The organism is Paenibacillus sp. Marseille-P2973 (assembly GCF_018101095.1).
Lineage (GTDB): Bacteria > Bacillota > Bacilli > Paenibacillales > Paenibacillaceae > Fontibacillus > Fontibacillus vini.
On sequence record NZ_JAGQEH010000007.1, the window covers coordinates 180,565 to 193,701 of the forward strand.

Below are 13,137 nucleotides of genomic sequence, written 5' to 3' on the forward strand. Positions count from 1 at the left end.
TTCCATAATTATTATTTTGGAGCTACTCTCCGATCCCCTTCTGAATATAAGGAATTACTAATTTAATAAAATCCTCTGGAGACTTTTCCTTACTATCCCTTCTCCATTCTACAGAAGCCCCGTAAATTCCCCAGCTTAATAGGACAGCTGTAACTTTTAGCGCTTCGTCCTCTTCCGTTCTATTTTGTTTGAGCAACATTTTATAGAAAATAATTTCAAGCTGTTCTCTAATAATACGGCCAATCGAATCCTCGTAAGCTCTATGGCAACGATTGGATAGCGATTTTTGAAAATTGGTAATAGCTTTAAATATACTAACAAGGACTTCCTCATTTAGCTCTTCATGTTGGTAGAAGTCATAATTCAATTGGACAAGCAAAACTTCCGATAATGCTTTTTCTAATAAGTCGTAGATATCTTCAAAATGATAATAAAAAGTTGCACGATTAATATTGGCTTCTGTAGTTATATCCTTAATGGTAATTTCCTTGAATTCCTTTTTCCCTGATAGCTCAATAAAAGAATCCATAATTAATTTGCGAGTACGCAGCACTCGGGGGTCTGTCTTTGATTGCGCCATTATGTCAATACACCTACTTTTTAAACAATTTTCAAAATGTGTTGCATATACGACAAATCCACAGAACTATTGGTGTTGATTATTTTAATTATGATCTAAGCTTCAATTACTGGCAAATACGATGCACGCACCTTTTACAGGAATTAATGAGAGATGAGGGAAATGATATGAACAATAATATGATTTGCGATATTAAAACAGGAATATGCGGGGAAGCTGGCGAGGGAGTCCTGGAGATTATCGATTTTAATCAACCTCCAAAAGCCATTCATCTTTATTATGTTACAGATCCGATTTGTTCTCATTGCTGGGCTCTGGAACCGGTACTTCGTCGCTTTGAACATCAATATGGACATTATTTCAAGCTCCATACCGTTATGGGTGGGTTGCTCGAAAAATGGCACGATGGCCCCATCGATCCTGCCAACGGAATTTATAAACCAGCCGACGTTGCTGTTCACTGGAGAGAAGTTGGAGAACATTACAGAATGCCCATTGACGGGACTTTGATGATCGATAATCCGGTTCAGTCCTCCTATCCGCCCTCACGTGTATTCAAAGTGATCCAAAAATATCATTCCGATGCAACAGCGTCTGAATATTTGCGCCGCTCAAGAGAAGCGCTCTTCGCATTCAATCAAAATATTTCTGATAAACCCGTTATGGTTGAAATCGTAAACAAACTTGGTCTTGATGGAGAAGCTATTGTGAATGAAGCCGAGCATTCTGTCAGTCAACAATTATTGGAAGAAGACTTTGAGCTGGCCAGGAGTTTAGGGGTCAGAGGCTTTCCGACCATTATCATGACCAATGAGGAAAATAAAGGCGTGAAAATCGTTGGCGGTCGTCCGTTGGACTACTATATTAACGGTTTAAAACAAGTTCTTAATGAGGAAGAACTGCAGCCCAACCCACTCCCTTCCCTTTCCAGTTTGCTTGAAAAGGAAAAACTTCTATTTTCCAAAGAAATTGAAGTCATGTATGATGTTGAACCATCAGAAGTCCACAATTTTATTGAAAAAGAGCTTGCGCAAGATCATTATCAAACGAATGAAATTTTAGGGGAGTCTTATTTTACATTAAAACAAAAGTAACGGTAGGTTTATAGATAAAGACGAGTGACCCCCCTCACAATTCAATCCGTAAACTGAGATTATACTGACAATTACTTTATTGAATTGGAGAGGGATAGCCAATGAAAAAAAATGATCTGCCGCTTGTTTATTCATGTTCCGGATGTTCCTCGGCTGCACAGACCGCGAACCGGATTGCGATTAAGATGGATCGGGAAGTGATCGCGGAAATGTCCTGCATCGCCGGTGTGGGCGGTGACGTAAAGCCGCTTGTCCGAACAGCCAAGTCGGGACGTGACATCATTGCCATTGACGGTTGCCCGCTGGCCTGCTGCATGAGCTGTTTAGCCAGACATAACGTGGAGCCTAAGCATCATTTTGATTTATCGAAATTCGATGTGCCTAAACGTCTTGGAGAAGATCCTAACCCCCAGCATGTCCAGAATGCCTACGATCAGATTCTCGAACTTATCAAGTAATGTCAACTCGTGTTTCTTCCTCCGGAAGTAATGGTTACTTCATAGGAAAGGTCTAAGGACCCTTTCTCTTCCTTTTTAGTGTGGTATTATGAAATTTGATACTTTTTTGATCAAGGAGGAAGTATTCCATTGGTTGTAAGAAAAATGTACACCTTAGTTCTGTTGTCATTCTTGTTGCTTGCTGCAAGCGCTTGTTCCTCTAAGGAAAAAGCCAGTGACGCCGATCCGCAGCCGGCCCCATCGCAGAATAACTCCATTGAGACGGCGGAGCAAACCGGCCCGAAGGATTCAGAGGATGGAGAGGACTTCCGTCCCTACCAAACCGAGGATGTCATGGAGCGGCTACTGCTTGCCCCGGGCAAATTCAGCGGAGAACAATATGATGAAGCGGAAGTAAAGCGATGGATTGATCAATTCCCGGAAGGAAAAACGGCGGAGGAATACTACGCCCGCCTGCTTTCCTTGGTCGCTGAGGATTATCGGCCGTATCATACGCTTTTTAGCCAGTACGATACCTCTTATCAAGACGCAAGCGCCATACCGGAAGAAAGGGAACAACCTGGTTCCCCGGGGAGCAAACAATTGAACGTTCAAATTTTATTCGATGCGAGCGGGAGCATGGCAGGTAAAATCGACGGGGAGACAAGGATTGAACTGGCCAAGGACGCAGTAAATAGCTTTGTTGCCGAGCTTCCCGAGAACACGAATGTGGCTCTGCGCGTATATGGCCATAAAGGAAGCGGGAAAAACAGCGACCGTGAGCTGTCCTGCAGCAGTACCGAAGAAATCTACGCCCTGGCTCCCTATCAAGAGGAAAGCTTCGGAAAAGCGCTGAATCAGTTTGCTCCGGCGGGCTGGACCCCTCTCGGCGCTTCCATCGAAGCCGCGCATGATGATCTGCAATCCTACACGGGAGAGAACATCGAGAACATCATTTACATCGTAAGCGACGGAATTGAAACCTGCGGCGGCGACCCGGTCGGTGCAGCCAAAAAATTAAACCAGTCGGCAGCAAAAGCGATTGTCAACATTATCGGTTTTGACGTGGACGATGAAGGACAGCAGCAGTTGAAACAGGTCGCCGAAGCCGGAATGGGCAAATACACCACCGTACGGACAAAACAGGAGATCGAAGACTTTTTCAAAAAAGAGAAACATCGCCTGATTGAGGAATGGTTTGCCTGGGAGTCCGAAAATGTGGGTCAATATTTTCAATCCGAACAAACTCGTGTCGATGAAATGTTTGAGAAAGAAAAAGAAATGATCGAACTGGTTTACAGCGAACAGGAGCATCTGGACACGCTCTCCAATTATGTTGATGAGAAATTTGATGTCAATGGCAGAGAGATAAGAGATTATACCCGCAAATTGGGATTTGCATTAAGAGAATATGCCCGGGAAACCGCCTTCGGACTCAGAGAAGAACTGCGTGACAAAGGGCTCGAGCATCGGAATGAGGTTCGAGATCAAGGCCTTGAAGAACGCCAGAATCTTCGAAACAGCGGGAAATAAAGCCTGCAAATTGTCTATTAACGTTTACAATGGGAGGCAAATTCATGGGGGCAAATAACAGACCTAAGTTGACAGTTATTGAAGGGAAATTGAATCAGCAAAAAGGAGCGGACGAAGAAACTCGCCGCCCCTTTTGGTTTCGGATTCTCGAAGGGATTCTTATGTTTTTTGTGAGAATTATTAGTTGGATTCGGCATCTTTAAGCTCCCCAACTACGGGGATCCACCATCACAACGTATTCCGCCGCAATTCATAAAAATACTGCACAATCGGATGCTTCAGCTTTATCTTCTCGGACATGTTCAAGATCCGCTTCTTACCGACTCTTTTGTCCACCAAGGCTAGAACATTCATTTGAATATCGTTGCTTTCCAGACTTTCCTCGATAGGGGTCGTCAAAAACTTATTAGCCACCACGATAAAATTGGATTTACTTAATGAAGCCTGTGCGGACAAAAGCTCTTTTGCATGTTCCGTACTTTTTCTGCTTCTAGCCATCACTATTAAACGATCCTCCGGCACCGGCCCCTTGGTGCCTTGTCTGACGACTTCAATTTCGTCACTGCTGACAGGAATTTGGATATCCGGATCATTCTTAATTTCCAGTTCGGTTTGATACCAGCGGATAGAATTCGCTTTATCACTCATCTGGAGCACATTCTTTTTATCCACCAAAATATAGCATATCCCCGATTTATCAGGCAGATAACGGTACCCTGGCGCGCGGTACTCCACCCTTCCATTTAACGCAGGACTGAGAAAGCCCTCCAGTTGCTGCTTCAATTTACTCCAGGACATGATATCCCCCTCAGTTGCTTATTCCCCGTGTTCCTCCGGCCCATCCTGCTCCTTGCTTGCAAACTCATCCAGCAGCGCACGCACATCACTTGTTGACCTTGTGTTCATTAACGTATTTCTTAACTCACTTGCCCCTCGAAATCCGCGGACGTATATTTTAAAGAAGCGTTGCAGAGGTCTGAACGAACGTGGTTGCAGTTCTGAATATTGATCATGGAGATCCAGATGCAGGCGCAGCAAATCAAGCAATTCCTCACTGCTGTGCTCCTTCGGCTCCTTCTCAAAAGCAAACGGATTATGAAAAATACCGCGCCCGATCATAATTCCATCCACACCGTACTCTTCAGCGAGCTTGAGGCCGGTCTGACGGTCTGGGATATCCCCGTTAATCGTCAAGAGGGTATCCGGCGCTACCTCATCGCGCAGCTTTTTAATCTCCGGAATCAGGTCCCAGTGAGCAGGCACTTTGCTCATTTCATCTCTTGTCCGCAGGTGAATGGACAAATTAACAATGTCTTGCTTCAAAATATGTGTTAGCCAGTCGCGCCATTCGTCTACGTCACTAAACCCGAGCCGTGTTTTTACACTGACGGGCAGTCCCCCGGCTTTGGCAGCCTGAATGATCTCCGCTGCGGTTTCAGGACGGCAGATCAGGCCGCTCCCCTTCCCGTTCTCCGCTACATTCGCTACAGGACACCCCATATTAATATCGATACCTTTGAAGCCTTCTTTCGCCATACCGATGCTCATTTGACGGAAGTATTCCGGCTTGTCCCCCCAGATATGCGCTACCATGGGCTGTTCATCCTCTGTAAAAGTCAACCGCCCGCGCACACTATGGTTGCCCTCCGGGTGGCAATAGCTCTCCGTATTCGCAAACTCCGTAAAAAACACATCCGGTCTGGCCGCCTCACTTACGACATGGCGAAAAACAACATCCGTCACATCTTCCATAGGCGCCAATATAAAAAATGGCCGTGGCAAATCACGCCAGAAATTATTTGTCATATTATAAACCTCTCTATTTAAATCAGGATAGACATTAAATAAGTATATCATAACCCGGGAGAAGCTTAATTACCCAATATATTCATATATAGCTGAATGACAAGGAACGATCAAGACTATCAACAGTCAGACTTGAATTGCGAATCAAGCTCGAACTTAAAGTTTTCTTTAACTTTCATTCATGAGCTAATCTACCATGATAAAGTAATAGGAGGAAAATCAATAATATCTATCACACTTCAGGGGGACAAACGATGAAAAAAAGAGTTGTCGGATTATTGATGACAATGCTGCTTTGCTTAAGTGCCGCCATTTACTTGGCCGATAACGCAGTAGCTGCTAAGACTTCAGCCGACTTTACAGACTTGAAGGATCTGGACGCGGCGACGAAAGCCAAGTTCGACGCACTGATATCTGCTGGAGTATTTGAGGGTGTGGCTGAGGGAACTTTCGGTCTTAAGGATGAGATGAACCGGGCGCAATTCGCCAAGGTTGCCGCGTTGATATTCGATTTGGAGGTGGATAAGGATTCACAGACGTCTTCATTCAAAGATGTCAAAGCCGATGACCCTGCAAATGGATATGCGGTGCCATACATCGAGGCGGTGAAAGCCGCAGGGATCACGGATGGTTATGGGGACGGTGTCTATGATCCTGCAGGTAAGGTAACCAAGGAGCAGTTAGCTACGTTCTTGATTCGCGGGCTGGGAAAGAATGCAGAGGCCCAGGCAACGCCGGGCGTGAATGATAAGTCTGTCTCTGACTGGGCCAAGGGATATGTGGCCTTAGCGTTGGAAAAAAAATTGATGTCCAACGGATCGGACGGAACGTTCGGCGGGCAATCGAATGCAACTCGCGATCTGCTCGTGACAGGCGCTTACGAAGCCAAAGAGCAACATGCAGCACAGGTTGAAGCGAAGAAAAAAGAGGAAGAACAAAAGAAGAAGGAAGAAGAGAAGAAGAAGGAAGAGGAACTGAAGAAAGCGGAAGAAGAAAAGAAACATCAGTCTGTGCCGTCCTCGTCTCCAGTTACACAGCCAGGGCCGTCTTCATCATCCCCAGCTCCGCAGCAGCCGGTACAGGCTACCGTTGAGACTCCTACGGCGCTTCCTGCAGGCGGTGCTGTGACATCGGGGACACAAGTTACTTTGACTTCAACGACCGCATCTGCGGAGGTGTACTATACGACGGATCTCAGTGAGCCGACAACCTCCAGTACGCGGTATACAGGACCGATAACTATTACGAGCAATACAACGATCAAGGCTATCGCCATTAAGACCGGATCGAAGAATAGCCCGGTTGCGAGATTTGAATATACGGTCAAGATGCCAATCCTGTTACCTGACTCGATTCAGCCTATGACTGAAGGAGAGCTCTATACCGGCAGCGTAGCGAAGCTATCCGGAGGAACGGGAGCCGTTACTTATGCAGTGACGAATGGCGCGCTGCCTGAGGGACTGACTTTAAATCCTATCACGGGAGAGATTACCGGAATTCCAAGCGTGAGCGGTGGGTATGACTTTACGATCAGCGCGACGGATTCGGCAACACCTCCGGCAACCGAAACCAAGAAGTATACAGGTACTATTTCGCCTGCATTATCCTCCAAGACGCCGCTGGACCTGATTAATGAAGCGGCGGAATCCGGTGATTGGACCGGGGTGGATGAGTCGATTTTTGCTGCCGCAGGAATTACGGGAGTTACATCCGAGTACCTATCCGGTATCCAAGGCATATTGCAAGACTATGATTATCCTTCGAGAGCACTGCCCAAAGATCAATCTCAGATTCAAACCATTGTGAATGAGACAATTAACCTAACTCTCATCAACTATTATTTTGCATATGGTTATGGAACCGAACCTACCAAGGAAACTTTTGAGCTCGCCGGTCTCACTGGAGTTACAGATGCGAATCTAGCCGATATCATAGCGCACCTTCAATCGAAATATAGGGGAGCTGGCGGTGAGCCTGGTGGTGATCCAGGCGGATTCCCAGGAGGATTCCCTAGTGACGATTCTGGCGAAATCCCCGGTGACGGTTCCGGCGGATTCCCTGGAGGTTTCCCTGGCGACGGTTCGGGCGGATCATTATACTCCGGGTCCTCTAAACAAGAAGTCCAGGCTGTGATTGACGAGTACTTGGCAATTTGGGGTCAAATGAACTTATTAGAGTAGAGCCATAACGGCGCAGGGAGATCATCCCTGCGCCGCTTCTTTTATTCATGAATTAGATCATACGGTTGCAACCCACCTCTGGCAACCAGCATATATCCGGTCCCCCGAATCGTAACAATTCGCTCAGGGTGGGCAGGGTCAGCCTCGATTTTTTTGCGTAAATTGCTGATGTGTACAGCGACCGTTCTCGTATCCTCCAGACTCTCCGTTCCCCAGATGAGCTGAAACAACGTATCGACACTGACGGCACGATTCACGTTTTGGGCCATAAAGGACAGTAAACTGAACTCTTTTTTCGATAAAAAGGTGGTTTCACTCCCTATGATAACGGACTGTGCGTAGAAATCCAGCGTAAACCCCGGTAACTCCAGCAGTTGCTCCCGTCTCCCCGCCGATACCCTGCGAAGATGAGCCTTGATCTTGGCCATGAGTACTCCCGGACTGAACGGTTTGGTCACATAATCGTCGCCCCCATAAGATAATGCGTCAATTTTCACCTCGTCTTCCTCACGGCTGCTTAGAAACACAATCGGCGCATCCGTGTAATTACGTGCGTTCCTGCACCAATCAATGCCGTCTTCATTAGCCAGCATTACATCCAGTACAATCAAATCCGGCTCGAACGATACAAGCAGCTCCATGGCTTCTGTCCCGCTATAGCTGTAGGAGCACAGGAAGTCCTCACGCTCGCAATAAGCCTGAACAATCTCGCATATATGGGGATCATCATCGACGATCATAATTTTGTGTCCATTCATCACGCCGTCACCTACCTTCTCCACGAATACTAGGAATGGATATGTAAAATATCGACCCGGTCTCTCCGTCGCTCTCCGCTCGAACCATTCCTCCATGCGCTTGCACGATTTCCCGGCAAATCGCCAGCCCAAGCCCGCTGCCTTCAACCTCATGATCCATGCCCGGTCGATCATACCTGTAATTGCGATCGAAGATTTGCTCGAGCTGATCCGGAGGAATTCCCGTACCAGAGTCTTGTACGCTAATGATTGCATAGCGGGTATCCTTCACCTCGTCCACAGCTAACCCAATAGACACCACCCCGCCGCTGGAGGTAAACTTCATGGCGTTCGACACTAGATTGAACAACACCTGCTCCATCCTTTGCATGTCCATCTCGACAATAGGCGATTTTGTCCCTTGAACATCCGCATCACTCATATCCAGCCTGAAATCCAGTCCTGCGTCACGCACAACCAGTTCGTATTGTTCATAGAACCGGCGCAAGAAGTCAGCCACATCAACCGGCTCCATTCGATACGAGACTTGTCCCGTCTCCAGATGCGACAAGAAGGACAACTCATCGATCATCCGGTTAATCCTAATCGTATTATCCCGGATATACTTCAAGTACTGTTCATTGCGTTCCGGCTTGACTCTGTCCTGCACAGCTTCGACATAACCAAGCATGCTGGACAGCGGCAACCGCAGATCATGCGTAATGTAGGCAAGAAGCTTCTTCCTGCCTTGCTCGGATTGAAGCAGCCGGTCATACGAAGTGCGGAGATCATCATGAGCTGCGGATAAGGCATATGTGCGTTCCTGCACGGTCTGTTCCAAATTTATATTCATTTCAGTCAGCTTATTATTCGCCTCCTGCAGCTCACGTGCAATTCTCTCTTCGTTCGTTGCCGCCCTTGTAAATCTGGAAGAAAGCAGAAACATCTGTGCGATCGTAAATACCAACAGACCAAACGGAGAAGTATTTCCGACGGGTGACCATTCATTGTAATACAGAAAGTCATTGATGACCGTAACCAAAGCAACCACCGACACCAGCAGGAAGAACAGCGCCCCCTCCATACGCCGCACCGCCGCTTGGCCCAGCCCCACCATCAGATACACCATGTGCAGAACAACGATCACACCGATGACCGTTAATAACTTGGTATAGAAAATTGCAGGAGTTACCGCAACTACTAAACAGAATGCGCCAGTTACAACCTGCGAACCAAGACGAAACCAACGCGACACATAATTCGGAAAAATGCAGTTCGCGTACATCATGATGATATAACCACCGCTGCATAAAATCAGGTACTCGATCTTGAACTGCATTTCCCATGGAAAAGCCGGCCACCATTGTGTAAGCAAGTGCTCCCCGACCAGCAACGATCGGATGCCAAACAACAAGGTGAACAGACCAAAATACAAGGGAGCCCTGTCTTTCCGTCGCAGTACGAACAACAACAGGTGATAGATGCCAATGACCAGAAGGCTTGCGGTGATGAACATTTCATCAGCGATTTTCAGATGGGTTCTGACCGTTAATACATCACTGCCGCCCAACTCGATATCCTTGGTGATGCCACCCCGCTTATGATGGAAGTTGGAGACTTGCATCACCAGCTCCACGGTATCATTCTCGGGCTGGAAGAACACCAGCTTCGTTGCCAGACGCGGTGTCATGCTGTTCTTGTCCTGGCCAACGACACCGACTTCTGCCAGCAGCTCGCCATTCACCCATAATTTATACGCATGAAAAATGGTCGGCAGCCGCAGCGCAAGCCGCTCGTTTCGATCCTGCTCGCTAAGCTGGATAACCACCCGAAAAGTTGCAAAGCCTGTACCGTCCAGTTGCCGGCCATCTAACCGATAGCCTAGCCAGGAGCCCGGGATGCTGATCCAGCGGTCATGAGGCCCGTCCTTTACCAAACGATTCTGAATGTCCTCAGGTGACAGCAGCTCTTTCCAGTAGAACGCCCACTCCCCTCTTAACTTTAGCGGATTCTGACTGACATGAACCTGCGTAATATCCAGTATGCCTTCTTCGCTTTGGAACTTAGGGGAGTCCGTTGCCGAGATGACGGCATAGCTTGCAATCAAACCTACAACAATGGCAGCGGTTATGTACAGAAAAATCTTACTTGAACCGAATCGGAAAATACCCCTCACGATGAACCGACCCCAATCTACAAAATGCGACATTTAGCTAATTATTTAAATAATAACATCATTAAAGGAAAATGGGGCCTGTAAATATCGGCGGGGCCTTAAACACAAACATCATGTTTGAGGCCCTTTTTTTGAACGCAAGAAAACCGTCCTCACCCGGACGGTTTATTAATGTGTAAACCCATGTATACTCCAAAGCTAAATCTTACTTACTTCGTACCTTGTGCGATTGCTTTCGTTTCCTGAACTGTACCATATGGATGCTCAGGGGGTGCATAGATAACATAAACTTTAAGGGGGCGATTACCTGTATTGGTTAGATTATGCCATTTTCCGGCAGGTACCATAATGGCATAGTCCTCGCACGCCATAACTTGAAAATCTAAATTATCTCTTCTATCACCCATTTGAACAAGGCCCTGACCTTCTTCAATCCGTATGAACTGGTCAGTTGTCGGATGGACTTCCAAACCTATGTCTTCCCCAACATTAATACTCATTAAAGTTACCTGAAAATATTTACCTGTCCATAAAGCAGTGCGGTAATTGTTGTTTTGTTTGGTTGCTTGGTCAATATTCACTACTAATGGTCTTGTTCCATAATCTTGTAATGCAATGTTTCCATATGGAGTATAGTTGTGGTTGTTCCAGTTGTAATAGTGGGGGCTTTGATTTTGCCATTGATACTGATAACCTGAATTAGCGTACATGCTTATGCTCCTCTAAGTGATTTTCTTATTGACCATTTATCCTATGCAACTGCCTAGTTACAGGTACGCAAAATGGGCAATAGCCCACTAGTTTACAACGATGAAAAAAAGAGGGGTTATTTGCCCCTCTCTTCCTGATCACTTCACAGGGATCGTATAAAACATCCGGCTTCCATTACCGTTGGTGTACCAGACCACATTTCCTTCGCTGACAACCGGTTTGCACTCAGACAACATAAAATTTTTGATGGTCTGAACATTACCTGTCGCTTTGCCATTTCCGTCGATAAGCACATATTTCACATCACCCGGACGGTTTTCTGTATCGAACTCCTGCCACAACACCATCATTTGATCATCCGAAATACGGACAAGCTTGGGAATCGACGCGATCTGGTCAGTACCTACATATTTGGCCAGTGTAACTGTATGAACGGAGGAATTATTAATACTGTTCTTAGGCAACACACTCAGTATGATATCCCGCTGGTCCCTTTCCAGCCCTACCATCTCATACGAGGTGTAGTCCCTAACCAAAGAATGGTCTACCGTATTCATCGCGGCAATATAGCTGCTAGAGGACATCTCAACCCCGCCAATAGAAACCCCGGTCGCATTCGCTCCGATTCTGCCTGGAATTCTAAGCAAATCCACCTCGTTGTAAGTCTTTCCGTTGCCCTTATGAAGAACTACTGAACGGGGATAGGCATCCCCATGATCCACAAGCACTTGCGAACCACCATCAAACAATACATATTGATCAAATGAATGGCTGACATGATTTTTCTGGAATCGCCCCAGATCGTTGGTTACCTTCATATTTGAGGTATTGACGATAATAGTGAGCTGGGATTGATGATTCAGCTTGTCCTCCGTGGTGTATCTTGTACGCGAGGTATGGAACACTAGAGTATCGCCTGACTCAGCCATTCTTCCGGACCCGGCATCAAAAGGTTCAACGGTATAGCTCTGTCCCCCCGTTATAGAGACGCTGTCCAACCTATTGAAGCTTTTATCATACCGGACAATCCGGATTACTTCCTTGTTGTCGTTCTCTTCGCGGTTCTCTTGTCCAAAAGCGATATAATTATATTGCGCCCCGCTGTAAAAACCGCCAAACAACGGCAGCTCATAATCGATCTTTTGCGTCGCCGCCAGCTCATACTTGGCATTGTAGGTATCTATCGTAATCTGTTTGCCAGCCTCCACGACACTTACGGTGCCATCGGAGTTATTTACAAGATAGGATGACACCGTACTTTTCCATCTTGGAAAATAAGAAGACTCGGCATTCCTCCCCACTTCACCGGATACCGCGGCCCGGTAAGCATGATCCGGTGTTCTTGAGAACATAACCAGCCGATTCTGCTGACTGTCATACGATAGCTCGAAAGGGATTTTGTCGGCCAAATCTCTTAATTGAAAGTAAGTGTTCCCCTCAATATTGTAGGCCTTAATGGACTGCATTACCCCGTCTACCATGACTTTAGAGGAGGACAACGTGGCAGCATAAGTTCTACTTCTGCTAAAATAGAGGCTGTCTTCCGTTCCCTCAGGTGAATAAGCTTTCCCTGTTTCGATTTCAATGGCTTGATTCCCCGGATTCCAGGTAATATTAAATTGACTTGGAGTTCCCGAGAAATTCCGGGCCAGATCACGCAGATTGAAGTAATTGCTGCCCTCGATGTTGAAGCCGTTAGAGCTCTTTTCTTCCCCGTCAAAATAGGTGCTGCTTCCAGTCACCGCAGCCTTCACTGTATTACTTGCAAAAGTTTTGATGCCAAATGCCGGTGTTACCAGCAATAAAACAAGTAACAAACCAAAAATCCTTTTCATTCTTCGTTTCCCTCCGTTGAATACGATATGTACCGCAGACTAAATTGA

12 protein-coding genes are annotated in these 13,137 nt (G+C 46.5%); 5 read left to right on the forward strand and 7 right to left on the reverse strand.

Translation table 11 applies throughout. The annotated features are described in order from the left end of the window. Positions 1-22: 22 nt before the first annotated feature. A complete protein-coding gene (locus KB559_RS15805) occupies positions 23-580 on the reverse strand; it encodes a TetR/AcrR family transcriptional regulator (RefSeq protein WP_211022903.1) in 558 nt (185 codons plus the stop codon). 167 nt (positions 581-747) lie between these two features. Between KB559_RS15805 and KB559_RS15810 the strand changes: the two genes are divergently transcribed. From KB559_RS15810 to KB559_RS15825, 4 genes are all read left to right on the forward strand, one after another. Next, positions 748-1,674: a DsbA family protein gene (locus KB559_RS15810; protein ID WP_247681869.1), complete on the forward strand. Its 927-nt coding sequence runs from the start codon at positions 748-750 to the stop codon at positions 1,672-1,674. 101 nt (positions 1,675-1,775) lie between these two features. Further along, positions 1,776-2,132, forward strand: coding sequence for a putative zinc-binding protein (locus KB559_RS15815; protein ID WP_211022904.1), 357 nt, complete (start codon positions 1,776-1,778; stop codon positions 2,130-2,132). A 129-nt stretch (positions 2,133-2,261) separates the two neighbouring features. Further along, on the forward strand, positions 2,262-3,644 hold the full coding sequence (locus KB559_RS15820) for a VWA domain-containing protein (RefSeq protein WP_211022905.1): 1,383 nt from the start codon (positions 2,262-2,264) through the stop codon (positions 3,642-3,644). A gap of 44 nt (positions 3,645-3,688) precedes the next feature. Then, positions 3,689-3,847 carry a hypothetical protein gene (locus KB559_RS15825; protein WP_211022906.1) on the forward strand — a complete coding sequence of 53 codons (159 nt, stop codon included), beginning with the start codon at positions 3,689-3,691 and terminating at the stop codon, positions 3,845-3,847. A 25-nt stretch (positions 3,848-3,872) separates the two neighbouring features. On the opposite strand, the gene KB559_RS15830 is transcribed toward KB559_RS15825, so the two are convergent. Together KB559_RS15830 and KB559_RS15835 are read right to left on the reverse strand one after the other, a co-directional pair. Further along, a complete protein-coding gene (locus KB559_RS15830) occupies positions 3,873-4,442 on the reverse strand; it encodes an SF0329 family protein (RefSeq protein WP_211022907.1) in 570 nt (189 codons plus the stop codon). Between the two features lie 18 nt (positions 4,443-4,460). After that, positions 4,461-5,450: a tRNA dihydrouridine synthase gene (locus KB559_RS15835; protein ID WP_211022908.1), complete on the reverse strand. Its 990-nt coding sequence runs from the start codon at positions 5,448-5,450 to the stop codon at positions 4,461-4,463. 254 nt (positions 5,451-5,704) lie between these two features. Between KB559_RS15835 and KB559_RS15840 the strand changes: the two genes are divergently transcribed. After that, positions 5,705-7,630, forward strand: a complete 1,926-nt coding sequence (locus KB559_RS15840) for a chitobiase/beta-hexosaminidase C-terminal domain-containing protein (protein WP_211022909.1) — start codon at positions 5,705-5,707, stop codon at positions 7,628-7,630. A 41-nt stretch (positions 7,631-7,671) separates the two neighbouring features. Here the strand turns inward: KB559_RS15840 and KB559_RS15845 are convergent, their stop codons facing one another. The 4 genes from KB559_RS15845 to KB559_RS15860 all read right to left on the reverse strand — a co-directional run bounded on the left by KB559_RS15845 (position 7,672) and on the right by KB559_RS15860 (position 13,089). Further along, positions 7,672-8,388: a response regulator transcription factor gene (locus KB559_RS15845; protein ID WP_211022910.1), complete on the reverse strand. Its 717-nt coding sequence runs from the start codon at positions 8,386-8,388 to the stop codon at positions 7,672-7,674. A 7-nt stretch (positions 8,389-8,395) separates the two neighbouring features. Further along, a complete protein-coding gene (locus KB559_RS15850; protein WP_211022911.1) occupies positions 8,396-10,543 on the reverse strand; it encodes a sensor histidine kinase in 2,148 nt (715 codons plus the stop codon). A 209-nt stretch (positions 10,544-10,752) separates the two neighbouring features. After that, positions 10,753-11,253, reverse strand: coding sequence for a cupin domain-containing protein (locus tag KB559_RS15855; RefSeq protein WP_211022912.1), 501 nt, complete (start codon positions 11,251-11,253; stop codon positions 10,753-10,755). 138 nt (positions 11,254-11,391) lie between these two features. Further along, positions 11,392-13,089 (reverse strand): hypothetical protein, encoded by a 1,698-nt coding sequence (locus KB559_RS15860; RefSeq protein WP_211022913.1) that lies wholly within the window; start codon positions 13,087-13,089, stop codon positions 11,392-11,394. Positions 13,090-13,137 lie beyond the last annotated feature (48 nt).

Excerpts from the sequence above, each read along its gene's own strand:
- KB559_RS15805 (WP_211022903.1), bottom strand. The coding sequence starts at position 580 with ATGGCGCAATCAAAGACAGACCCCCGAGTGCTGCGTACTCGCAAATTA.
- KB559_RS15810 (WP_247681869.1), top strand. The coding sequence starts at position 748 with ATGAACAATAATATGATTTGCGATATTAAAACAGGAATATGCGGGGAA.
- KB559_RS15815 (WP_211022904.1), top strand. The coding sequence starts at position 1,776 with ATGAAAAAAAATGATCTGCCGCTTGTTTATTCATGTTCCGGATGTTCC.
- KB559_RS15825 (WP_211022906.1), top strand. The coding sequence starts at position 3,689 with ATGGGGGCAAATAACAGACCTAAGTTGACAGTTATTGAAGGGAAATTG.
- KB559_RS15830 (WP_211022907.1), bottom strand. The coding sequence starts at position 4,442 with ATGTCCTGGAGTAAATTGAAGCAGCAACTGGAGGGCTTTCTCAGTCCT.
- KB559_RS15835 (WP_211022908.1), bottom strand. The coding sequence starts at position 5,450 with ATGACAAATAATTTCTGGCGTGATTTGCCACGGCCATTTTTTATATTG.
- KB559_RS15840 (WP_211022909.1), top strand. The coding sequence starts at position 5,705 with ATGAAAAAAAGAGTTGTCGGATTATTGATGACAATGCTGCTTTGCTTA.
- KB559_RS15845 (WP_211022910.1), bottom strand. The coding sequence starts at position 8,388 with ATGAATGGACACAAAATTATGATCGTCGATGATGATCCCCATATATGC.
- KB559_RS15855 (WP_211022912.1), bottom strand. The coding sequence starts at position 11,253 with ATGTACGCTAATTCAGGTTATCAGTATCAATGGCAAAATCAAAGCCCC.
- KB559_RS15860 (WP_211022913.1), bottom strand. The coding sequence starts at position 13,089 with ATGAAAAGGATTTTTGGTTTGTTACTTGTTTTATTGCTGGTAACACCG.